Origin of the sequence: Streptomyces lincolnensis (assembly GCF_001685355.1) — a bacterium.
In the GTDB taxonomy this organism is placed as follows: domain Bacteria; phylum Actinomycetota; class Actinomycetes; order Streptomycetales; family Streptomycetaceae; genus Streptomyces; species Streptomyces lincolnensis.
Window position 1 is genome coordinate 682,710 of the sequence record NZ_CP016438.1, and the last position, 22,397, is coordinate 705,106.

At 70.2% G+C, this 22,397-nt stretch carries 18 protein-coding genes and 2 pseudogenes; 11 read left to right on the forward strand and 9 right to left on the reverse strand.

All coding sequences use genetic code 11. From position 1 onward, the window contains the following. Window positions 1-5: 5 nt before the first annotated feature. From SLINC_RS03165 to SLINC_RS03190, 6 genes are all read right to left on the reverse strand, one after another. Window positions 6-3,035 (reverse strand): winged helix-turn-helix domain-containing protein, encoded by a 3,030-nt coding sequence (locus SLINC_RS03165; protein WP_067426381.1) that lies wholly within the window; start codon window positions 3,033-3,035, stop codon window positions 6-8. A 169-nt stretch (window positions 3,036-3,204) separates the two neighbouring features. Next, window positions 3,205-3,795, reverse strand: coding sequence for a siderophore-interacting protein (locus SLINC_RS03170; RefSeq protein WP_067426383.1), 591 nt, complete (start codon window positions 3,793-3,795; stop codon window positions 3,205-3,207). A gap of 55 nt (window positions 3,796-3,850) precedes the next feature. After that, window positions 3,851-5,020 carry an LLM class flavin-dependent oxidoreductase gene (locus SLINC_RS03175; RefSeq protein ID WP_067426385.1) on the reverse strand — a complete coding sequence of 390 codons (1,170 nt, stop codon included), beginning with the start codon at window positions 5,018-5,020 and terminating at the stop codon, window positions 3,851-3,853. A gap of 36 nt (window positions 5,021-5,056) precedes the next feature. After that, a complete protein-coding gene (locus SLINC_RS03180) occupies window positions 5,057-5,512 on the reverse strand; it encodes a winged helix-turn-helix transcriptional regulator (protein ID WP_067426387.1) in 456 nt (151 codons plus the stop codon). Between the two features lie 180 nt (window positions 5,513-5,692). Further along, on the reverse strand, window positions 5,693-7,225 hold the full coding sequence (locus SLINC_RS03185) for an MFS transporter (RefSeq protein WP_067426389.1): 1,533 nt from the start codon (window positions 7,223-7,225) through the stop codon (window positions 5,693-5,695). Window positions 7,226-7,278: 53 nt separating this feature from the next. After that, window positions 7,279-8,796 carry an FAD-dependent monooxygenase gene (locus SLINC_RS03190; protein WP_067426391.1) on the reverse strand — a complete coding sequence of 506 codons (1,518 nt, stop codon included), beginning with the start codon at window positions 8,794-8,796 and terminating at the stop codon, window positions 7,279-7,281. Here SLINC_RS03190 and SLINC_RS47860 point away from each other — a divergent pair. After that, entirely contained in the window at window positions 8,795-9,886 is a 1,092-nt protein-coding gene (locus tag SLINC_RS47860; protein WP_152038967.1) for a hypothetical protein, read from the forward strand. The two genes, SLINC_RS03190 and SLINC_RS47860, sit on opposite strands and share 2 nt — an antisense overlap. 307 nt (window positions 9,887-10,193) lie before the next feature. Beyond that, window positions 10,194-11,096, forward strand: a pseudogene (locus SLINC_RS03200) (MerR family transcriptional regulator). A gap of 9 nt (window positions 11,097-11,105) precedes the next feature. Here SLINC_RS03200 and SLINC_RS03205 read toward each other — a convergent pair. Further along, window positions 11,106-12,605 carry an acyl-CoA synthetase gene (locus tag SLINC_RS03205; protein ID WP_067426395.1) on the reverse strand — a complete coding sequence of 500 codons (1,500 nt, stop codon included), beginning with the start codon at window positions 12,603-12,605 and terminating at the stop codon, window positions 11,106-11,108. A 63-nt stretch (window positions 12,606-12,668) separates the two neighbouring features. Here SLINC_RS03205 and SLINC_RS03210 point away from each other — a divergent pair, with 63 nt between their 5' ends. After that, entirely contained in the window at window positions 12,669-15,086 is a 2,418-nt protein-coding gene (locus SLINC_RS03210) for a penicillin acylase family protein (protein ID WP_067426397.1), read from the forward strand. 148 nt (window positions 15,087-15,234) lie between these two features. Here the strand turns inward: SLINC_RS03210 and SLINC_RS03215 are convergent, their stop codons facing one another. Further along, window positions 15,235-16,050, reverse strand: a complete 816-nt coding sequence (locus tag SLINC_RS03215) for a phosphotransferase (protein ID WP_067444880.1) — start codon at window positions 16,048-16,050, stop codon at window positions 15,235-15,237. 456 nt (window positions 16,051-16,506) lie between these two features. Here SLINC_RS03215 and SLINC_RS50360 point away from each other — a divergent pair, with 456 nt between their 5' ends. Beyond that, window positions 16,507-16,680, forward strand: coding sequence for a hypothetical protein (locus SLINC_RS50360; RefSeq protein ID WP_375141468.1), 174 nt, complete (start codon window positions 16,507-16,509; stop codon window positions 16,678-16,680). A gap of 168 nt (window positions 16,681-16,848) precedes the next feature. On the opposite strand, the pseudogene SLINC_RS03220 reads toward SLINC_RS50360, so the two are convergent. Then, window positions 16,849-17,205: pseudogene (locus tag SLINC_RS03220) on the reverse strand (ester cyclase); the annotation flags it as partial. Window positions 17,206-17,339: 134 nt separating this feature from the next. Here SLINC_RS03220 and SLINC_RS03225 point away from each other — a divergent pair. The 7 genes from SLINC_RS03225 (at window position 17,340) to SLINC_RS03255 (ending at window position 22,393) form a co-directional block, all read left to right on the forward strand. After that, entirely contained in the window at window positions 17,340-17,690 is a 351-nt protein-coding gene (locus tag SLINC_RS03225) for a winged helix-turn-helix transcriptional regulator (RefSeq protein ID WP_067426400.1), read from the forward strand. Window positions 17,691-17,769: 79 nt separating this feature from the next. Beyond that, window positions 17,770-18,261: a MerR family transcriptional regulator gene (locus SLINC_RS45620; RefSeq protein WP_375141469.1), complete on the forward strand. Its 492-nt coding sequence runs from the start codon at window positions 17,770-17,772 to the stop codon at window positions 18,259-18,261. Window positions 18,262-18,275: 14 nt separating this feature from the next. Continuing rightward, window positions 18,276-19,064, forward strand: coding sequence for a GntR family transcriptional regulator (locus tag SLINC_RS03235; protein WP_067444882.1), 789 nt, complete (start codon window positions 18,276-18,278; stop codon window positions 19,062-19,064). A gap of 90 nt (window positions 19,065-19,154) precedes the next feature. Then, on the forward strand, window positions 19,155-19,382 hold the full coding sequence (locus tag SLINC_RS03240; protein ID WP_053852588.1) for a 4Fe-4S dicluster domain-containing protein: 228 nt from the start codon (window positions 19,155-19,157) through the stop codon (window positions 19,380-19,382). Between the two features lie 35 nt (window positions 19,383-19,417). Continuing rightward, window positions 19,418-20,761, forward strand: a complete 1,344-nt coding sequence (locus SLINC_RS03245; protein ID WP_067426402.1) for an ABC transporter substrate-binding protein — start codon at window positions 19,418-19,420, stop codon at window positions 20,759-20,761. Further along, on the forward strand, window positions 20,758-21,642 hold the full coding sequence (locus SLINC_RS03250) for an ABC transporter permease (RefSeq protein WP_067426404.1): 885 nt from the start codon (window positions 20,758-20,760) through the stop codon (window positions 21,640-21,642). Before SLINC_RS03245 ends, SLINC_RS03250 begins: the two co-directional genes overlap by 4 nt. Continuing rightward, window positions 21,626-22,393: an ABC transporter ATP-binding protein gene (locus SLINC_RS03255; protein WP_067426406.1), complete on the forward strand. Its 768-nt coding sequence runs from the start codon at window positions 21,626-21,628 to the stop codon at window positions 22,391-22,393. The genes SLINC_RS03250 and SLINC_RS03255 overlap by 17 nt, the downstream gene beginning before the upstream one ends. Window positions 22,394-22,397 lie beyond the last annotated feature (4 nt).

Below are 22,397 nucleotides of genomic sequence, written 5' to 3' on the forward strand. Positions count from 1 at the left end.
CTGCCTTACCGCTGGAGCTGCTTGAGCAGCTTGCGGGTGCTGGGAGAGGGCGTCGCGTCGATCTGGGCGAGTGCCGTCTCGCAGCCCTGGAACGCCGTGAGGACGCCGTCGTCGTCGCCCAGGGCGTTCGCCGCGCGCATCCGTACGCGCCAGGCCACCTCGCGGAGCGGGTCGATCGCGGTTGCCTGTTCGCACAGGCGGACGGCGTCGCCGTACCGGTGCAGTTGCAGGGCGAGGTCGGCCGCCGATGAGAGCGCGTCGGCGGCTTGCAGGGACAGGGCCCGGCGTCGTTCCTCCACCCACTGCGAGGTGCGGTCCGGCAGGTAATCGCCCTCGCTGCGGGCGAGCAGCGCCTGGATTGCCGACAGCCTTGCCTGGCCGGTCAGTCGGTGGGCGTGAGCGAGGTCGGCCTCCATCAGCAGCGACTGGCAGCCCTGTGCCACCTCGTCGGCGAGGGACAGCCTGTTCTGTTCGACGGTGAGGCGCAGCTGCGGCGGCAGGGCCTGGTTCAGCTGGTGGACGGCCTGCCGCAGGTAGGCGCGGGTGGACCGGTCGTCGCGTGCGAACAGCGCCTCCAGAACCCGGGGGCGATCGGCGGCGTGGCCGGGTCTGCTGCTCAGATAGGAGAGCAGTTCCAGGCTCTTGCTGATGCGCAGACGGGTCTCGACGCCGTCGACGATCAATGCGTGGCGTCCGAACTCCAAGACCTTCACGGTCGGCGTGCGCTCCGTGACCTGGATGTTCGTTCCCTGGGCGGCGAGCGCCCGGCCGACCGCGTGCCACGGGGTGTCCGCTCCGGCCTCGGCGTCGATACGACGCGATGCGACGGCGGGGAACTCGGCGAGGATCTTGAGCAGTACGTGGTGGGAGCCCTGGCGGGCCGATGTCTCCAGGGCCAGGTCGGTGGCCCGGTCGGCCGCGTCCTCGTGCCCGGCGCGCCATTCCGCCTCCGCCAGCAGCACCCCGACGATGGGCAGTTCCAGGAAGAGGCCGCCGGCCTTCAGGAGTGCCGCGGCCTCGCGCAGGCAGTCGAGCGCGTCGGCGTCGGCACCGCTGCGCAGCAGGAGCCAACCCCGCCAGGCCCGTGCTTTGGTCCTGAGCTGTAGCGCATGCTCGATGAGCGGGTCGTTCTCCAGTTCGTCGAGGAGTTCCATGGACGCCGCAGGGTCGCGGCGGTCGACGATTCTGAGCTTGACCAGCCCTTCCGTGAATCCGATGTACCAGGCGTGGGCCCCTGTGTCGCGGGCGAGCCTGCGCCCTTCTTCGAGGGCCGCCATCGCCTCGGCGGGGCGCCCGGCGTCGAGCAGCAGTTCCGGCACGACCGCGTGCAGGCTCATGGAGTTGGAGAGCGAGTCGCGGGTCCGTTCGTACAGTTCCAGGGCCCGGCGGGTGTGACCCTGCGCGCGGAGCGCCCCGATCTGCCACGGGATGGCCAGCGACGTGCCCCAGTGCGATTGCAGGGAGATGTCGAGGTCGGTCAGGTGGCCGAACCAGTACTTCGCGACCAGCACGGCCGCGTCGAACGGCCCACCGGTCAGCTCCGGTGGCGTGTCGGTGCGGTAGGAGGGATAGATGGTCCCCAGTCCGTAGCGGACGGCGGCGACCTCTCCCCCGGGGTCGGCCAGCCGCAGGATCTCGTCCGCGTCCGCCGGGCGGCCGCACTGCGCGTAGCAGTAGATCATCAGCGCTGCCGCTCGTTCGGACGCCTCGACGACCTCGTCACGGACACCGGACTTGAGGAGCGCGTCAGCGATGGCCGCTCCCTCTCGGGGGTCGTCCCGGGCCCAGGCGAGCATGAGCCGTGCCGTGGTCAGTTCGTGGGGCTCGGGTCCGGCTGAGCCGAACGCGTCCAGCCACCGTTCGGCGACGGGGAGGTCGAGCCGCTCGATCACCCGCCGGATGACCCGCGCCCCGCAGACGCGCGCCTCGGCGGTCTCTCCGGCCTGGAGGAGGACCTCGGTGGCCTCCTCGTCGTGGCCTTCGCCGGTCAGCAGCCGACCGTGGGCGAGGCGGATCCGGCGTAGCTCCTCGTCGTCGCGTCGGCCGAGCTGTTCCAGCAGGAACTCCCGCAGCCGCGGGTGGAAGCGCATCGTGCGCCGGTCCCGGGACCAGACGACGGGCAGCCGGGCCGAGCGCAGCGACTGCATCCGTCTCGCTGGCGCGTCGAGGCCGAGCGCCCGCGCCCGCTCGGCCGTCACCTCGTCCAGGACCGCGGCCGTGACGAGGAAGTCCCGGTCCGCGTCGGGGAGTTCGGCGAGGATCCGGGAGGAGATGTAGCCGTGCAGGGGGTCGGCCTCGCCGCCGACGACCGCGGTGTGCTCCTCGGAGCGCCAGGCTTCGAACAGCACTCCGGTGACCCAGCCGCCCGTCGCCGACACCGCCTGGGCCGGGTCGATCGTGGCGCTGTCATTGAGCCGCAGGGCGTCGGCCGCCTCCTCGACGGTGAAGGCGAGGTCCTCCTCGCGGAGAGAGGCCACCGCGGTGGGGTCGAGTTGCCGGTGCACCGTCGGCGGGATGTCCCGCCGGCTGAGCAGGACTGTGCGGACCGTTCGTGGCAGGTAGTGCAGGAAGGAGCCGAGTGCCTCCCAGCCCTCTCCCGACACCCCCAGGCGTTCCAGGTTGTCCAGTACCAGCACCAGTGTGTGTCCCCGCAGGGACTCGGCAAGGAGCCCGGCGGACTCCGTGTGCTGGATGCCGGCGCGCAGCGCACGGGTCGCCACCTGGTGTGCGGCGGGCGCGTGCCGTGCCAGTGCGTCTTCGAGGTAGGCGAGCAGACGTCCCGGCTGGGCGTCGGTGGCGTCGACCGACAGCCACGCCACGGGGTGGGGCAGGTGGTCGGTCGCCTGGCTGATGGCGGTGGTCTTGCCGGCGCCCGCGGTCGCCAGTACGAGCACCACCTGACGTCGCTCGATCAGTGCACCAAGAGCGGTCGCGATCCTGGGCCGTGGCACCAGGCGCTCGGGTACGTCCGGAACGGAGATCTTGTGCTGGATCAGACCTACGGTGGGCGGCACCGTCTGTCGGGGGTCGTCCATGGTCACCTTAACCGGGGGGCTTGCCAGAGGATCCGCGAGTCGATACGGCAGCGGTGGCCCGGATTCGGCGCTTTCCGAGTGTCGGGACGCCCGCCCCCGGGCCTTCAGCGTCGTCGGCGGAGGCCGGCAGATCGGCAGCGCCGGTCACTGGACATGATACCGATGCCGGTCACAGGCCCACCTTCCCCGTCGCCCAGTAAGGCTGCGTGTAGATGATGGACCGGTGCAGGTCATACCGGGTACGGACCACATTCCGCGCGCGCTGGATGGTCTGTCCATGCCCCGCGAGATAGGCGTGCGTGACCTTCTCGGGTGGGGCAGCGTCCAGCCAGGACAACAGCGCCTCCCCCGGCTGCGGGCTCTGCGCGACCACCTGCACACCGGGCAGCAGGTCCCGCACCACAGGCACGTCCCGCGCGGGCACCTCGACCACACCGCACACCCGGTCGCCGACCGCGAGACCGTCCAGCCACGCATCGCCGGGTGACGGCGGGCCCGCGACAACGGCGCTGTGCCGGTAGAACAGGATGGACATGTCTCCCGTGACCGTGTCGACCGCGTCCGGCGTGTAGCGCCGGAAGGCGGTCGGCGAGACCAGGAACGTGGTCACCTGGCACGGCGCCCATTCCCGTCCCTTCAGGCCCTCGCCGGCGAAGTGGACACGCCGGAACGACGGCGACAGATCCTCTGTCCCGGCCACCGTGCACGGCATTCCCCGGACCTCGATCATCCGGGCGAAGGGCGCGGGCAGGCTGGGCATCGACGACTCCTTGGTAGTGGTGTGTGCGCCGTGGAGCGGCGTCACGCACGATCGGTCAGCGAAAGGCCGGCATGATCTGCTCGGCGTAGGTCTTGAGTTGCTCGCGTTGAATGTCCGGTGCGTCGACACCGGGCAGTGCCTGGGCCCAGTACTCCCAGACGAACCAGTCCAACTCGCCGCCGCCGTAGACCGTTTGCACGTCCTTCATCTGGTCCCGGACCTGGTCCGCGGTGCCGCAGAGGAGCCGGCCGGCCGCGTGCATGCTGCGGGTCAGCGCTCGCGCGTCGTCCGGGCACAGCGGACGGTGGGCGCCCTCGGCGGTGGCGCGGAGGCCTGCGGTGCAGCCGACGGTCTGGAGGAAGTCCTGGTACCAGTGGCCCGAGGTCTGGACGGCGAGGTCGAACGCCTCGTCGAATGTGTCGCCGAGGAAGAGCTTCGTGACGATGCCCGTGCCTTCGCCGAGCCGCAGGTCGCGCCCGTTCGCGCGTGCCGTGTCGCGGTACAACTCGGCGATCGAGCGCACCTTCTCCCGGCTGCCCGCTGTGAGCAGCAGTGTTCGTCCGCTGCGGGCGGCGTCGATCACGGTCTGCGGTGAGGCGCCGGCGGGGATGAAGATCGTCGGCCTGTGGACGGGCTTGGGCACCACCCCGACCGGGCACGCTGTGCCGTCCTCGTCGACCGGGTGAGGCACCTGGTAGTGCTTGCCTTTGTGCTGGAAGGAGTCCTCGGCCCAGGCCCGTTCCACGATCGACAGGCACTCGTCGAAGATCTCCCGGTTACGGGTGTCGGAGCCCGGGTGGCCGGATACGACGGCCTCGTCCTGGGTGAGGGTCTGCATCCCGGGGGTCTGGTAGCCGTACGCGAACGAGACTCCGAGCCGGCCGGGGAACATGTGGGTGAACATCGCGAGATCCTCGGCGACCCGCAGTGAGTTGTGGGCGGAGAGCACGATGGGCATCGGGGCGAACATGATCTGCCTGGTCTGCGCCGCGAGTTTCGCGTACAGCAGCAGGCTGTTGGGCAGGTTCTCGCCGCCCTCGGTCGGGAAATGGTGCTCCGCGCTGCCGAAGCCGTCCATGCCGAACGCGTCGGCCCAGCGGGCGATGTCCTCGTAGTTGCGCAGCATGGACTGAAAGGCATGGATGTCCCGGCCGATCGGGCGCCCCGAGCGGCGTTCTGAGGGCGTCGCGGGTATGACGCTGCTGCACCAGACCAGTGTTTTCACGTGTCTCCTTGTGGGGTGGGTGTGCCGGCCGACCCGTCACGAGGGAGGTAACAAAGCCACCACGTCTGCCGCGCCGCCGTCATGCGGGAGGGGCGCTTGGCCGACAAGGGGCTCGCCCGATGCCGGCGAGCCCCGCGCCGGGAGATGGTCCTGTGCCCACACGGTCAGGGCGGCCAGGGGGATGAGGAAGGCGTTGCCGTGCGCGGTGAGGGTGTACTCGCCGTGGGGAGGCGGCCCGGGGCGGGTGATCCAGGTGATGAGGCCGACGGTTGTCAGGTCCTGGAGACGGTCGGCGAGGGTGTCGTCGCTGATGCCGGGGACTCGCTCGCGCACGTGGGCGAAGTCGGCCGGGCCCCAGGCCAGCGCCGCGATGATCGGGCCGTTCCATGGTCCGCCGAGGAGCTCGAAGGCCCGGGTGAGGGCCGGGTTGGACCGGGCCGGCTGTGGAGGCTGCGACCGGTGGGCCGGCTGAGAGTGCTTTTGGGTGGTCATCGTGTGTCCGCTCCGGTACGGCGCGAGGCGTCGCGGTGGGCGCCTCGCGCCGTATGTCGTCGTGGCCGTGTCAGGTGTGGGCGTGTCAGGTGTGGTCGTGTCAGGTGTGGGCGTGTCAGGTGTGGGCGTGTCAGGTGTGGGCGCCGGCCCTGTCCTTGCCGGGTCGGGCCCTTGGTGAGGTCAGCCCATGTGGAGGGGCGCGGCGCTCTCGGCGTGGTGCTGCCTGCCCGCGTTGACGGCCAGGAGCATGACCGCCAGGCCGCCCAGGAACATGGCGCCCGAGGCGACGAAGGCCATGGTGTAGCCGTGGGTCAGGGCCTCGCCCGCCTTCGCGACCAGGGGAAAGTCCTTGGTGGCCAGGCCGCGGAAGTAGGCGGAGGCCGCCTCGGGGAGCTGGTCGTTCGCGGCTGATGTGGAGATCGTCGACAGGACCGCCAGGCCGAGTGCGCCGCCGGTCTGCTGGGCGGTGTTCAGCAGCGCCGAGGCCATCCCGGTGTCCTGGTGGCCGACGCCGCTGACCGCGCCCAGGGTCATCGGCACGAAGCTCATGCCCAGGCCCAGTGCGGTGACGAACATCGCCGGCATCAGATGCCCGGCGTAGGAGGAGTCGGCCTCCAGGGTGGCGAACCAGAACATGCCGCCCGCGGCGACCAGCAGGCCCGGCCCGGCGATCAGCCGGGGCGCCAGGTGGGTGATCAGCTTGGAGCTGATGCCCGCGGCGGCCGCCATGCCGACACTGAAGGGCAGGAACGCGAAACCGGTCCGGACCGCGCTGTAGCCAAGGATCAGCTGCATGTAGAGCGTCAGGAAGTAGAACATGGCGAACATGCCGGAGCCGACGAACAGCATCGTGGCGTAACTGCCGGAGCGGTTGCGGTCCTTGAACAGCCGCAGCGGCATCATCGGATCCGCCGTACGCGCCTGGATGAGCAGGAACGCCGCCAGCAGGACCACGGCCGCGGTGAAGGAGGCCAGGGTCAGGGCGCCGGTCCAGCCGTGCTCGCCGCCGCGCGTGATGCCGTAGACCAGGGCGATGAGTCCGCCGGTGCCGGTGATCGCGCCGGGCACGTCCAGGCGGCCGGGGTGGCGTTCGGCCTCGACCAGGGTGCGGGTGCCGGCGAGGACGGCCAGGCCGATGGGGATGTTGATGAAGAACACCCAGCGCCAGTCGAGGACGTCGGTCAGTACCCCGCCCAGCAGCAGGCCGACCGTGGCGCCGACGCCGCCCATCGCCGCGTACACGCCCATGGCCGTGTTGCGTGACTTGCCCGGCGGGAAGGTGGTGGTGATCAGGGCCAGCGCGTTGGGCGCGGCGAGCGCGGCGCCGATGCCCTGGAGGATGCGGGCGCCGATCAACAGGCCCTCGTTCGGGGCGAGTCCGCCCAGCAGCGAGGCGAGCGTGAAGACAGCGATACCGGCCTGGAAGATACGCCGCCGGCCGAACAGGTCACCGGCCTTGCCGCCGAGCAGCATCAGCCCGCCGAAGGCCAGCGCATAGGAGTTGACGATCCACGCCAGGTTCCCGTCCGTGACACCCAGGTCGGTCTGGATGGCGGGCAGGGCGATGTTGGTGATCGTGGCGTCCAGGATCACCATCAGCTGGGCCGCGGCGATCACGAAGAGCGCCAGACCGAGATGCCGGCCGCCCGGGGAAGCCCCGGACGTGTCGGTACCCGACCGCCCAGGGGTCGTGGTGGTGTTGTGGGGAGACAAGGAGGAACTCCAAAAGATGGGATGGGGTACGGAAAGGCGTCGAGCCGGTCGCGTCAGGCGGGCGTACCGAACCAGGTGGTCAAGGCGGTCTCCACGCCGGACTTGGCCGGAGCGGTCCAGCAGACGTAGCCGTCCGGGCGGACGAGGAGGGCGTCGGCACCCTCGCCGGCGAGTGGGAGGTCCGGCAGCAGGACCGCGTCGACGCGGTCGGACCAGGGGCGAGCCGCCTCGACGAACGCGGAGTCCACGCTCAGCAGGACACCGCGGCCCGCATGCAGCAACTCGCCGGCCCAAAGCTCGTCCGCCAGTTGCATGTCCGGCATCCGGGCGCCCAGCAGTTCATGGGACACCCCGGCGTCGGCGTCGGCGCCGTCCATCGGATACCGGATGCCGAGGCCGGAGATCCTGCCCGCGAGGTAACGCTTGACTTCGGGCAATGCCAGGAGCTTGGTGAACAGCCCGCGCAGGGCGTCCACCCCGGGGTCGTCCTTCGCGAACATGAACAGCCCCTGTGCCCGGGTGTTCTCCACCACTTCCGCGGCCACCGGATGCCGCTCGGCGTGGTAACTGTCCAGCAGCCCTGCGGGCGCCCGGCCGAGTACCTCGGCGGCGAGCTTCCAGCCGAGGTTCATCGCGTCCTGGATACCGAGGTTCATCCCCTGAGCTCCGGCCAGCAAGTGGATGTGCGCGGCGTCCCCGGCGAGCAGCACCCGGCCGACCCGGTACTGCTCGACCTGGCGCGAGGCGTCGGTGAACCGGGTTGCCTGGCGCACTTCGGCGATCTCGGCGTCCTCACCGTAGGACTCCCGCAGGGCGGTCTCCAGCTCCACCTTCGACACCGGGGCCTCCCGGCTCTCCGGGCGGATGTCCGGGCCGATGGTGAACAGCTGGTAGTGGCCGGGCTCGTCCAGCGGGATCAGGGCGGTGACCTGCCCGGCGGGTGCGGTGTGGGCGAACAGTTTCGCCGTGGACGTCCACCGGATCGGCACCGCCTGCGAGGTCTGACCGAGCACCACGTCGGCCACGACGCCGTAAGCACGCGCGTCGGTGCCGGGGAAGGGGGCCCCGAGCAGCTTGCGGACAGTGCTCCGGCCGCCGTCGCAGCCGGCCAAATAGGCGGCCCGCAGCGGTTGTTCGTGACCGTTCGGATCGCGCACGGTCACCGTGACACCTGTGTCGTCCTGGACCAGGCCCACCAGCTCGTGCCCGTAGCGGACGCGTATCCCGTGGTCGGCGAGACGCTCTTCGAGTAGTTCCTCGACCCGCGCCTGCGGGATGCCGACCTGGTAGGGGCGCCGGGCCGACCAGCCGTCGTAGCTGAGCGGCACGGGCAGCCTGGCGAAGTGCCCCTCAGTGACGGTGGCGATGGCACGCTGTCGCGCGTCGTCGAGCAGACCGCGCAGGTCGAGTACCTCGGCGGTGCGCGGTTGCAGATTGAGCGCCTTGGCCTGGACGCGGCGCTCAGGCAGTTTATCCAACACCACCACATCGACTCCCGCGAGCGCCAGCTCAGTGGCGAGCAGCAGCCCGGTCGGGCCACTGCCGACAACCACGACCTCGGTCTCCTCCATGACTTTCGTCTCCCTGATGCCAGTAATTCGTTCCGCTGAGGCGCTTTTCGGCTCATCCGCCGAACGCCGGAGATCTGCTTTCTCCAACGTCGACAGATCGTGCCAGCGGGGTGTTAGCAAAGGAGAAACCGGAAGTCTGCGTGCTCTGTCGTTCGATGCGCTCGTCGGCAGGGACGGAGCGGCGGGCCGAATCGTCCACCGCGTGGCCCGCGACGAGGAGGGCGCCGCCCAGGTGGTGACCGGCGAGGACAAGGCGCCCCTGGCAACCCGCCGTCGTACGGCGGATGAAAGAGATTCACTGATGTCGCCGACGCTTCGCGTGTCGCCGCCGAGTAGCCTGAACTCCTTTCGCGACGCTGAATTATTCGTTCATCTCCGTCAACATGAACACCAACCATTTTCAGGGAACGGAAGTGCGCACCTCACTTGCCGGGCGAACGTTGACGCTGGCGTGTGCGAATGGCAGCGTGTGCCACTGCCGGGCAGCGCAATCCGACGGGAAGGGGAAATGATGACAACTTCCACCGAGGACGAAAACATTCTGGTTATCCAGGTCGGCGACAGGCCTGTGCAGGTGGAACGTGGGCTGACCACCAAACAGTGTCGCGAAATAGTGTCCAAAGCGGATGTTCAGGCGGCGCAGCGCATGGCGGCTGTGGAGGCGCGGGTGGCCGCTGTGACCGCAGCGGCGGTGGATCCCAACAGGGCGGTGGAGTACTACCAGCTACAACTGGCGAAAGCGCGCGCCGACGAGGAGATCTCGCTGAAACTGGAGGAGCTCCCTTCGGAGGAGCACCACAACCTGCTGACCGAACTCCAGCAGCACCACGAGATCGGTTCCACCATCTTCTACGCGAATACGAAGTTCGGCGGCTCGTCCAGGTTCCTGGGAACACCTTGGCCGAACCTCAAGTGGTGGCCGTACAAGTTCAATGACAAGGCGTCCTCGGTCAAGAACGTGGGCGTGCACGTAGCCTACGAGCACCACTGGTGGAAAGGCCGCAAGCTCTGGCTGGTCGGCCTGCCGTTCGTTCAGTTCGAGGATCTCGGCGTGTTCGGGATGAATGACACGATCACCTCGTACGCGTGATCAGCTGCTGCGGTCGGGGGTGGCGTTACGGCGCTCTGGGCGGGTTTCCCTGCATCTGACTGACCGCAGTAGTGAACGTGCGGGCCCCGGGAATGCAGAATCCCCGGGGCCCGAGACTCTGTCGTTCTCGCGACCGGCGCGAAATGATCGCATACGTCCAAGGTCGGTTCAGGTCGCGGCGATTCATCAGTGGCTGGGAACCCTCGGCCTGCCGTCGTGCGCATGCCCCAGCCGGGGTTGCACCTTCCGTAGCGGCATGTGGTCCGGTGGGCTTACGTCCCGATGCCTTGAGGAGAGGTCCCTGCTCGTGCATTCGTCTTTCGTGCCACCCCGCCAGGTCAAGATCGGTGACGCGGCGGCCTTCGCCGGCACCACGCCACGGGCGATTCGCCATTACCACGAGATCGGGCTGCTCCCCGAGCCTGAGCGGGGCGGCGACGACCGCCGCCGCTACGGGTACGAGGACATGATCCGCCTGCTGTGGATTCGCAAGATGGCCGATGCCGGGATCGCCCTGGACGACATCCGTGACGCCTTTGCCACCGGCACGGCTTCCGCCGGTGCGGACAGCGGAGACGGTATCGCGGGCCTCCTCGAACGGTTGGAGGAAACCCTCGCCGAGCAGGAGGCGGAATTGCTGCGGCAACGGACCGCCGTGCAGCGGATGCGCACCGAAGGCAGCCGGATGGGCCTGCTCTCCGACTTCGTCACCGACCGTCTCAAGAGCCTGCCCGAGGGCTCCCTGCGGCAGGCGGACCTGGACACTCTGCTGGTCACCGAGCGGATCTTCGGCCCGCTCGGCGCGGCCGTCCAGGCCACCCGCTTCGTCGTCCTGGCCACGCATCCCACTCTGCGGGAGGACTCCGACCGCATCGACCACGCCGAGGAGGCACTCGACGGCGTCGCCGTCGATGATCCGCGGGTGGCTCAAGTGGCCGTCGAGCGGCACACCTTCGAAAGCGCCCTGCAGGCCGTCATCGAGGAGTCCGGCCTGGACAAGGACGACGACGCCCTCTTCGACACCTGGGACACTTTGCACCCTGCCACCGCCGATGACGGCTAGGGCGACCTCAGTTCTGGCAGGCGGGAGGCCGGCTCCATGAGCGCGGTCGAAGCCATCGGCAAGATGCCCTACGACCTCTCCCCAGCCCGCCTGCGTTGTATGGAACTGGCCGAAGAACTCTCCGCCCAAGACTCACCCGCTACCTGAAACACAACCTTAGGCGCCCGAGAAGCGGTCCCTCAGCTCGCGCTTGAGGATCTTCCCGCTCGCGTTGCGCGGCAGCTCGTCCATGAACACCACCCGTTTCGGCGCCTTGAAGTGGGCGAGCTTCTCGCGGGCGTGGGCGATCAGTTCGGCCTCGGTGACGTCGCCGCGGGGAACGACGACCGCGGTGACGGCCTCGATCCAGCGTTCGTCGGGGAGGCCGATCACGGCGGCCTCGGCGACGCCGTCGTGGGTGTAGAGGGCGTCCTCGACCTGGCGTGAGGCGACCAGGACGCCGCCGGAGTTGATGACGTCCTTGACCCGGTCGACGATGGTGAAGTAGCCGTGGGCGTCGCGGACGGCGAGGTCGCCGGAGTGGAACCAGCCGTCGCGGAAGGCCTCGGCGGTCTCCTCGGGCTTGTCCCAGTAGCCCTCGCACAACTGCGGGGAGCGGTAGACGATCTCGCCGGGTGTGCCGTCGGGCACGTCCTTGCCGTTCTCGTCGACCACCCGGGCGTCCACGAAGAGGACGGGCCGGCCGCAGGAGTCCATGCGGCCCTTGTGCTCCTCGGGTGCCAGGACGGTGGCGAGGGGGCCGATCTCGCTCTGGCCGAAGCAGTTGTAGAAGGCGAGTTTCGGGAGGCGGGCGCGCAGACGCTCCAGGAAGGGCACCGGCATGATCGACGCGCCGTAGTACGCCTTGCGGAGCCCGCCGAGGTCGCGGGTGGTGAAGTCGGGGCGGTTGGCCAGGCCGATCCACACCGTCGGCGGGGCGAACAGACTGTCCGCGCGGCCGGTCTCGATCAGGTCGAAGAGACGGTCGCCGTCAGGCGCGTCGAGGATGACGTTGGTCGCCCCGACCGCGAGGTAGGGCAGCAGGAACACGTGCATCTGCGCCGAGTGGTACAGCGGAAGCGCGTGCACCGGCCGGTCGCCCGCGCTCAGGTCGAGGGCGGTGATCGCGCTCAGGTACTCGTGCACCAGGGAGCGGTGGGTCATCATCGCGCCCTTGGGCAGGGCCGTGGTGCCGGAGGTGTACAGCAGCTGGACCAGGTCCTCGCCCCGCGCCTCGGGGCCGTCGTGGGCGGGCGCGGCGGACAGCCGGGCGAGCAGCGAGTCGTCGGCGTCGCGCAGCGGCATCGTGCGGACCCCGTCCGGGAGCCGACCGGTGAGGCCCGGGTCGGCGAGGACCAGGGTGCTGCCCGACTGGCCGACGATGTACGCGAGGTCGTCGCCGGTCAGGTTCTGGTTGACCGGCACGTGCACCAGGCCCGCGCGGGCGCAGGCGAGGAAGCCGATCAGATAGGCGTCGGAGTTGTGGCCGTAGGCACCGACCCGGTCGCCCGGTGCGAGGCCCTGGTCGAGGAGGACGCTCGCCGCGCGGGAGACGGCCGCGTCGAGTTCCTCGTACGTCCACGATCGGTCGCCGTACTCCACCGCGACACGCGCGGGAGTGCGTCGGGCGGTGCGTCGCAGCACCCCGTCAACCGTACTGCCGTGTCCAGGCGTCATACGGGACAACCTACCGGTTGGTACGCTCAACCGCCCCTTCCCTCAATGACGTTGGGAGGCACGATGCGCACCGGTCTGAGACACGCCGTCGTCACGGCCGTCGCCCTGGTCACCGCCGGCACCGCCTTGCCGGCATCCGCCGCACAGAGCCCGCAGAGCGCGCAGCACGAGGGACGCCAGGACCATCCGTCCCACGGCAGTCTGTCCGCCACCGTCCGCTACACCGAGTACGGCATCCCGCACATCGTCGCGAAGGACTACGCGAACCTCGGTTTCGGTACGGGCTGGGCGCAGGCCGCCGACCAGGTGTGCACGCTCGCCGACGGGTTCGTGACCGTACGCGGCGAGCGTTCGCGCTTCTTCGGGCCGGACGCCGCGCCCGACTTCTCCCTGTCCTCCGCCGCGAAGAACCTCTCCAGCGACCAGTACTTCCGCGGGGTGCGCGAGGCCGGCACCGTGGAGAGGCTGCTCGCCGAACCGGCGCCGCGTGGTCCGAGCCGGCAGTCCAAGGACCTGATGCGGGGCTTCGCGGCGGGCTACAACGCCTGGCTGAAGCAGAACCGGATCACCGACCCGGCGTGCCGGGGCGCGGCCTGGGTGCGCCCGGTGACCGCCCTCGACGTGGCCGCGCAGGGCTTCGCCCTGGCCGTGCTCGGTGGGCAGGGCCGGGCCGTGGACGGAATCACGGCGGCGCAACCGCCCGCCGCCACCACGACCAGCCCGGTCCGGCCAGACGTCGAGGACACCGCCCGGGCCGCCCGTGAACTCTTCGCCACCGACTCCGCCGGCATGGGTTCCAACGCGGTCGCCTTCAGCGGAACCACGACGGCGAACGGCCGCGGGCTGCTGCTCGGCAATCCGCACTACCCCTGGCAGGGCGGGCGCCGCTTCTGGCAGTCGCAGCAGACCATCCCCGGCGAGCTGAACGTCTCCGGCGGCGCGCTGCTGGGCACGTCCACCGTGTCCATAGGTCACACCGCACATGTGGCGTGGAGCCACACCGTCGCGACCGGTGTCCCCCTCAACCTCCACCAGCTCACGCTGGACCCGACCGACCCGACCGTCTACCTCGTGGACGGCCGAGCGGAGCGGATGACGCGCCGCGCCGTCACCGTCGCGGTGAAGGACGGCCCGCCGGTGACGCGCACCCAGTGGTGGACCCGCTACGGCCCCGTGGTCACCTCGCTCGGCGCCTCGCTGCCGCTGCCCTGGACGAGCACGACGGCGTACGCGCTCAACGACCCCAACGCGGCCAACCTGCGCGCCTCCGACACCGCGCTCGGCTTCGGCAGGGCCCGCACCGCGGCCGACGTCCTCGGCTCGCTCCGGCGCACCCAGGGCCTGCCGTGGGTGAACACGATCGCCGCCGACTCGGGCGGCCACACGCTGTTCACGCAGTCGCAGGTACTCCCCCGGATCACCGACGAACTGGCCCAGCGCTGCTCCACTCCCCTGGGCAGGGCCACCTATCCCGCGTCGGGCGTGGCGGTCCTCGACGGCTCGCGCGGCGACTGCGCTCTCGGCCGCGACCCGGACGCCGTACGGGCGGGGATCTTCGGTCCCGCGAAGATGCCGACCCTGGTCGATGCCCCGTACGCGGAGAACTCCAACGACAGCGCCTGGCTGGCGAACGCGGACCGGCCGCTGACCGGGTACGAGCGGGTCTTCGGCTCGATCGGCACCCAGCGCTCGCTGCGGACGCGGGGCGCCATCGAGGATGTGACCGCGATGGCGGAGAAGGGCGGTCTGACCGTCCGGGATCTTCAGGCGCAGCAGTTCGCCAATCGAGCGCCGGCGGGTGATCTGGCGGCGGCGGACGCGGCGAAGGCGTGCGCCGCGCTCCCCGGTGGCACGGCAACGGGCAGCAACGGCACGGTCGTTGACATCGGCGAGGCCTGCGGCGTACTCGCGTCCTGGGACCGCTCCGTGAACACCGGCAGCAGGGGCGCGCTGCTCTTCGACCGGTTGTGGCGCAAGATCCCGGCGTCCCAGCTGTGGAAGGTGCCGTTCTCGGCGGCCGACCCGGTGCGCACCCCGCACACGCTCAACACCGACACACCCGCCTTCACTACGGCCCTGGCGGACACGGTCGCCGAACTGCGGGCGGCGGGCATCCCGCTCGGCTCCCGGCTCGGCGAGCACCAGTTCGTCGTACGGAACGGGCAGCGCATCCCCATCTCCGGCGGCACGGAGTCGCTGGGCGTGTGGAACAAGATCGAGTCCGCGTGGAATCCGGCGGGCGGCGGCTACACGGAGGTCACCACCGGGTCCAGTTACATCCAGGCGGTGGGCTGGGACGGCGGCCGCTGTCCGGTGGCCCGCACACTGCTGACGTACTCCCAGTCCTCCAACCCGAACTCGCCGCACTTCAGCGATCAGACGCGGCTGTTCTCGGGTGAGAGGTGGGTGACGTCCCGGTTCTGCGAGAGGGACATCCTGTCCTCGCCCGCGCTGAGGATCGTGCGCGTGCACGAACGCTGAGCCCTGGGGCGGATGGCATCCAGTGGTTCGCTCCGCGCGGACCGCTGGATGCCACCGTCCCGGACCTCGATCCGGTCACCGCCTCTGGGGTTCTGCCGCGGGGCCGGGGCCGAATGAAATGGCGTCGTGGACGTGCGAGGGTCGGGGGTCAGCTCAGCAGTGCGGCCGAGAACGTCTCGCGGTGACTGACCAGCCAGGCCTGCATCCGATCCCAGCGTTCCCATCCACCACGCTCAGCCAGTGCCTGGAGATAGACGGGGTCACTGTCGGCCACGCGGCGGGCGACGAAGGCCCGGCAGACCTCGGTGGCCTGTTCGATGACACCGGGCAACTCGGCACGTTCCCGCGACGAAAGGCCATAGCCGTCGGCAAGAATCCGCAGCCGTACGGGGGCATCCAGCCCGGCGGGGTAGAAGCCGGCCGCGGATGCGGCATCGAGCATGGGGACCCAGTAGCGGGCGGTCATGGCGACGTCCCAAAGGGGACGGCCCGGGGCCGCCAGGTCGAAATCGATCAGGGCAGCAGCCTGGCCGTCACGGAAGACGACGTTCTCCGGGCAAACGTCGTTGTGGCACAGCATCGTTCCTCCCTCCGGGTCGGCGAGGTCACGGGGCCACTCGACGCGGGTGTCGACCGCGACGGCCGCACTGGCCTCGTGCAGGCGTCGCAGCAGGCGCCCCACCGATTCGAGGGCGGCTTCCGTCAGCACCCAGCCGGGGAGCGGAGGCAGGGCGACGTCGCCGGGGATGAAGGTCAGCTGCTCACGGCCGTCCGCGGTCAGGCCGACCGGGATCGGAGCCGTGTCGAAGCCGTGCTCCTTCAGCGCACGAAGGTAGGGGTGGAGGGCGTACGCGTTGCGCGGCGCCGGGCGTTCCACCAACGCACCTCTGCGGAAGACCGCGCCTGCGTTCGCCATGCCACCCGCCAGTGCCTCACCGTCCGCCGCCGCACCCTCAACCGTCATGCCGATCACGCTATCGCCAGGTCGGTCCGTGGGAGCCGGGATCGAAACGGGACTCGAACCTGATCGCTCGCCTGGGATTCGCCAGGTACCTCGGTGGCCTAGGCCTGCCTCTCTGCTCCGACCAGACGATGCTGCCTGACATCTGTCCCGAGAGAGACTCGGCTACCGTGATATATGCCGGGAGGGGCTCGACTGGCTACTGGTGTGGGCCACCACGGGCGATCCCACGCCACGGTTCGGCACGTTCGCCGTGCCCGGCACCGCCTCCAGCATCAGATCACCCGTCGTCGGGACCACCTGGGGCCGCGGATCGGCGGCAGCCTCGACATCACGCTGCCCGAGGGCGAGAACCTGCCGGTAGCGTGGTCGACATCGCGATCGGGTCCCCCGCCAACCTCGCCCGGTCGCCCGTACCGAACGCTGCTGCCGGGCTGCCGGGCTGCCGACGAGATCGCCGTGCCGCTGAACACCGCCGAGCAGTTGGTGTTCGGCGGCGCGGAGCGGGTGGACGCGGCCGGTGCGGCCATCGTCGACCTGCTGACCTTCAACGGTGCGATCGTCCAGACCGGGACGGAGTCCTACCGCCTCCCCCGCACCAAGGCACAGGCCGAACGCGCCGCGGCCGGCTGAGTTCATACCCGGTGAGAACGGCGGCTCCGGCGGCGGCCCGCCGGCCCACCCGCTCATGGCCGTCGGCGTGTCTTTACCGGACTGGCCCCTGGAACGAGTGCGCCGTGTCGAGGCGGCTGTTGCCGGTCAGGGTTCAGGAGCAGGCGTGGTCCGAGAAGGTCTCGATCTTCAGGCCGGCTGCGTGCCGGTGCTGATCTGTTGGGTGAGCTTGAGCATTTCTTCGACGTGGTAGATCTCGGTGATCTTGCCGTCGACAATGCGCATGATGTCCTGGCCGTTGATATCGACCGGGTTGCCGCTGGCGGGGAATCCGAAGGCGTCTCCGGTGCGGGTCGCGGTCATCCGCCAGTGAAGGACGACCCAGCCGCCGGGGAGCTCCTCCTGGAACAGGATCCGGTGCTGCCTGTCGGTGAATCCGTCGCGGGTCGCGGCGATCAGCGCTCGCATGCCGTCGATGCCCGAGGCAGCGTCGGCAGCGGGGTTGTGGTCGATCAGATCCGGCGCGAACACCTCATCCGCCCCGGCGACGTCCCCGGTGCGCTCGCGGTGTTGTCCGTGCTGATCGCGGTCATGAGGTCCTCCATGGTGTGGGGTGCGGGCTGCTCCGGCTACAGTTCCCTGAGGGAATCAGTTCCCTCAAATAAACCAATGGGGAAGGCATGAGTGAGCTGGATCACCCTTTGCCGGAATGTCCGGTCGCCCGGTTCCTGACCGTGCTGGACGGGCCCTGGGCGACTCTGATCGTGAGGGAGCTGCTGACCGGTCCGAAACGCTTCACCGAGCTGCGCGCCGGGCTGCCGGGGATCAGCCCCAAGACCCTGTCCTCACGGCTGCGACGATTCGTAGTGCTAGGGCTGGTCACCCGCACGGCCTATCCGGAGATCCCGCCGCGTGTGGAGTACGAACTCACCCCGGCAGGCGCACGACTAGAGGTCGTGCTGGCCACCATGGGCGCCTGGGCCGAACAAGACCTTCCCCGCACCGGCACGTTCCCCGTCGAAGACCGGTAACCAGGACCCACCGACTGCCCGGGCGGAAACGCGCGTCAGGTGACTCCCAAACGCAGGTCGAAACGACATCCACGCAGCGTTGCAGGAACTGTTCGAGGGGCGGTACTTCGGCACCGTCGTCGCAGAGCTGCCGCCCCAGTGGCGAATCGCCGCCGCACCTCACAGGCCGACGTGCGACACGGCCGAGGCGAGGGTCGGCCTGCGGATCTCAGACGCGGCGGCGGCAGCCGGGCCCACCCCGCGGGCCCTGAGGTTCTACGAAGAGACCGGCCCGCTGCCCGACCCCGCGCACGGCCACCGGCAGTACGGGCCCGACGAGATCGTCGCCCGGGTCCGCGTCATCCGTGAGCGGCTCGGCCTGAGCCTCACCGTCGAGGCGCTGCGCGAACGCGGACACCTGCCGCGCTCCGGCCGACGCAGCGGACAGCACCGGCGTAGGCCCTTGACGTGCGGTGCCGACGGACCCTGGCAGATCTTCCCTCCCGTCTACCGAAACCCCAGGTCAGCGACGTATACGGCGATGCGTCAGGTGGCGCAACACTTCCGCAACACCACCATCCCTACCGGATAGGTATGGTCCCGAACATGCCACCCACCGACCGCATCCGAGACCTCGCCGGCCAGGGCGCGCCCACTGTCGCCGCCCAGCGCACGAGGCGTCGGCTGCGCGCGGACCAGGCGCGCCAGCTCGCCGACCTGCTGCGCCACCAGCTCCTCACCGGGGGCTTCCCGGCCGGCGCCCTGCCGTACGAGACGACGCTCGCCGCCGAGTACCGGGTCTCGCGCAACACGGTCCGCCAGGCCCTCGACCTCCTGCGCGCCGAGGGCCTGGTGGAGCGCCTCCCCGGGGTCGGCACGGTGGTCGTCGCCCAGAAGTACCGCCATGGGCTCGACCGGCTGATGGGCCTCGCGGAGACCCTGCACGAACACGGCCGCGTCACCAACGAGGTCCGCACCATGGGCCCGGTCCCGGCCCCCGCCCCGGTCGCCGGGCGCCTCCGTGTCCCACCCGGCACCGACGTCCTCTACATCGAACGCCTGCGCAGTCTGAACGGCCTGCCCCTGTCCCTGGACCTCACCTACATCCCCCTGGACATCGGCACGGCCCTGCTCGGCTGCGACCTGGAGAACACCGACGTCTTCCGCCTCCTGGAGTCCCTCACCGGCCAGCCCCTGGGACACGCCGACATCACGCTGGAGGCGGTCAACGCGGACGCCCATTCGGCCGCCGTGCTTCAGGCCCCGCGCGGTGCGGCCGTGCTGATGCTGGAACGTCTCACGCACCTCGCCGACGGACGTCCCGTAGACCTGGAGTTCATCCGCTTCCGCGGCGACCGCATCACGATGAGCGGCCTGCTGCACCGCTCCCTCTGACACCGCCCCCTCCCCCGCAGCGGGACCCACATCAAGACCTGCGACAAGACCCACACCAACACCTACAGCGCGACATTCCTGGAGACAGCCATGCCCTTGGTGCCCCAGCGGGCCGACGTGCCCGTGACCATCGACGAGTCGAAGTGCATCGACGGCTGCACGCTCTGCGTGGACATGTGCCCCCTGGACTCCCTCGCCATCGACACCAGCAGCGGCAAGGCGTACATGCACGTCGACGAGTGCTGGTACTGCGGTCCGTGCGCGGCCCGCTGTCCCACCGGAGCCGTCACGGTCAACATGCCCTATTTGCTCCGCTGACCCCTTGACCTGCTCCGGTGAGAGGCCGAACACCCATGAAACGCACGGCAGTCGCAGCTTCCGCAGTCGTCCTTCTGCTCCCGCTCAGCGCCTGCGGCGGTGACGCCGAGGCCGGCGACGGCTCCACGGTCACCGTCACCGTCGGCTACCAGTCCAAGACCATCAACACGGTCACGGCCGGCGCCCTGCTCCGCTCCCTCGGTTACTTCGAGAAGCAGCTGGCCTCACTCGGCGACGGCGTCACCTACAAGGTCAACTGGCAGGACTACGCCACCGGTGCCCCCATCACCGCCCAGATGACCGCCGGGAAGATCGACATCGGCTCGATGGGCGACTTCCCGCTGCTCATCAACGCCGCCCGCGGCAAACAGCTGAACCGCCCCACCCGCCTGGTCTCGGTCACCGGCTACAACCTGCGCGGTGGCCTCAACACCATCGTCACCGCACCCGACTCGGGGCTCAACTCCCTGAAGGACCTGAAGGGAAAGAAGGTCTCCACGAGCGTCGGCTCCGCCGCCGACGGCACGCTCGTGCGAGCCCTGCAACGCGCCGGCATCGACCCTGACGACGGCATCGAGAAGCTCAACCAGCAGCCCGCGGTGGGCGCTTCGGCTCTGGCCGCGGGCAGCACGGACGCACTCTCGCAGTTCGTCGCCTGGCCCGGCCTGCTCACCTACCAGGGCAAGGCGAAGGCCCTGTACGACGGCGCCCAGCTGAACCTGCCCACCTTCCACGGGGTCACCGCCCGCGAGGACTTCGCCGAGGACCGCCCGGCCGTCCTGGAGGCGTTCCTCAGGGCCCAGGCACAGGCCACCGACTACCTCAACACCCGCCCCGTCACCGCCGCCGAGAAGGTCTCCGCGGCCACCGGTCTGCCCGCCGAGGTCGTGTACCTCTACAACGGCGCCCACGGCATCTCCACTTTCGACCCGGCGGTCAAGCCTCAGCTCGTCTCCGCGCTGAAGCAGGACGTGTCGGTCCTGAAGGCGGCGAAGCTGACCGGCGACGTGGACGTGGACGCCTTCGTCGACGACCAGTACGTGAAGAAGGCGCTCGGGACGTCGTACGCGAAGCGCCTCGCGGCCACGCCACCCGCCGCCGCGAGCGAGGTGTGGCCGAAGGGTGCCCAGGAGACGAGGACCTTCAAGTCCCCGGCGGAGCTTCTGACTTACGTGGCCGCCCACCCCGACGGCATCCGTGCCGCCTACGTCCCCGACGCCACCACCGGCACCCTCTGGTTCGCCGACAGGGCGGTGTGGGTGGCCGACGGCGAGAAGCTGCTGCCGTTCGTCGCCCCGGCGACCGCGCAGGCGTACGTCGACCGGCACGACGAGGCGCGGGTCATCGCCTACGCCGACGCCCTGGAGCGTGTCTCGTGAGCCGGCCCGCGCCACGCACCGCCCGGTACGCACTGCGGGTGACCGCCCTCGCCGCGGCGCTCGGCCTGTGGCAGCTCCTGACCAGCCTGGACGTCGACCTGTGGCTGCGCTTCTCGCAGTTCCCCACGGTCACCGACGTCGCCCACGCCTTCGCCGACCGCCTCGTGGGGGCCGACTACTGGACGGACCTCACCGACAGCCTGACCCGCATCCTCACCGGCTTCCTGCTGGCGGCGGTGCTGGGAGTGGCGGGCGGCGTGCTCGTGGCACGCTCCCGGCTGGCCGAGGACCTGCTGGGCCCGCTGCTGGAGGTGGTCCGCCCGATCCCGGCGATCGCCCTGGTCCCCGTGGCGATCCTCCTGTTCCCCTCCAACGAACAGGGCATCGTCTTCATCACTTTCACCGCCGCCTTCTTCCCGGTCCTGGTCTCCACCCGGCATGCCGTCCGTGCGCTGACGCCCGTGTGGGAGGAGGCCGTGCTGACGATGGGCGGCGGCCGGTGGCGGATCCTCGGCTCGGTCGTCCTGCCGGGCGCCCTGCCCGGCATCTTCGGCGGCCTGTCGGTCGGCATCGGCGTCTCGTGGATCTGCGTGATCTCCGCCGAGATGATCTCCGGCCAGTACGGCGTCGGCTACCGCACCTGGCAGGACTACACGATCGTCGACTACCCGGGCGTCTTCGTCGGCATGGTCACGATCGGCGTCCTCGGCTGGCTCACCTCCATGGCCGTGGAACTCCTGGGCCGCCGCCTGACCCGCTGGCTGCCGCGCACGTCGTACGTCCCCGGCGCCCGCGTCCCGCGGCGGACGCGCGCAACCCCCTCCCCCGCACCGGCCGCCCCCAGGCCCAAGGAGGACGTGTCTCATGACCAGCTCGTCTGACGTCCGTTCACCGTCCCGCACCGGTACCCGCCTCGCCCTGCACGACGCCGCTCTCGGACGCCCCGGCGCGCCCGTGCTGGACAAGGTCGACCTCGACGTGGCCCCCGGAGAGATCCTGACCGTCGTCGGCTCCTCCGGCTGCGGCAAGTCGACCCTCCTGCGCACCCTGGCCGGCCTGCTGCCCCTGCTCTCCGGAGAGATCACGCAGGACGGACGTCCCCTGACCGCCCCGTCCGCCGAACGCGCCCTCGTGTTCCAGGAGGACGCCCTGCTCCCCTGGCGCACCCTGCGCGCGAACGTCGAACTTCCCCTGGCCATCAAGGGGTTGTCCCGCGCCGAACGCCGTACCCAGGCCGAGGCGTGGCTCGACCGGGTCGGACTCACCGAGCACGCCCGGCGCTGGCCGCACCGTGTCTCCGGCGGGCAGCGTCAGCGCGCGCAGCTGGCCCGCGCCCTGGCCGCCGGCCCCCGTGCCGTGCTGATGGACGAACCGTTCGGCGCCCTCGACGCCCAGACCCGCGCCGGCATGCAGGACCTGCTGGTGGAGGTGCTGCGCGGCACGGGCGCCACCGTCGTCTTCGTCACCCACGACGTGGACGAGGCCCTCTTTCTCGGCGACCGCGTGGCCCTGCTCGGCGCGGGCCGCCTCATCGCCGTACGGGACGTACCGCACCCGCGCGAGCGCGCCGCCCACGACGATCCGGCGCGTGGCGACCTGCGGCGCGACGTCCTCACGTCACTCGGTTCTTGAAAGG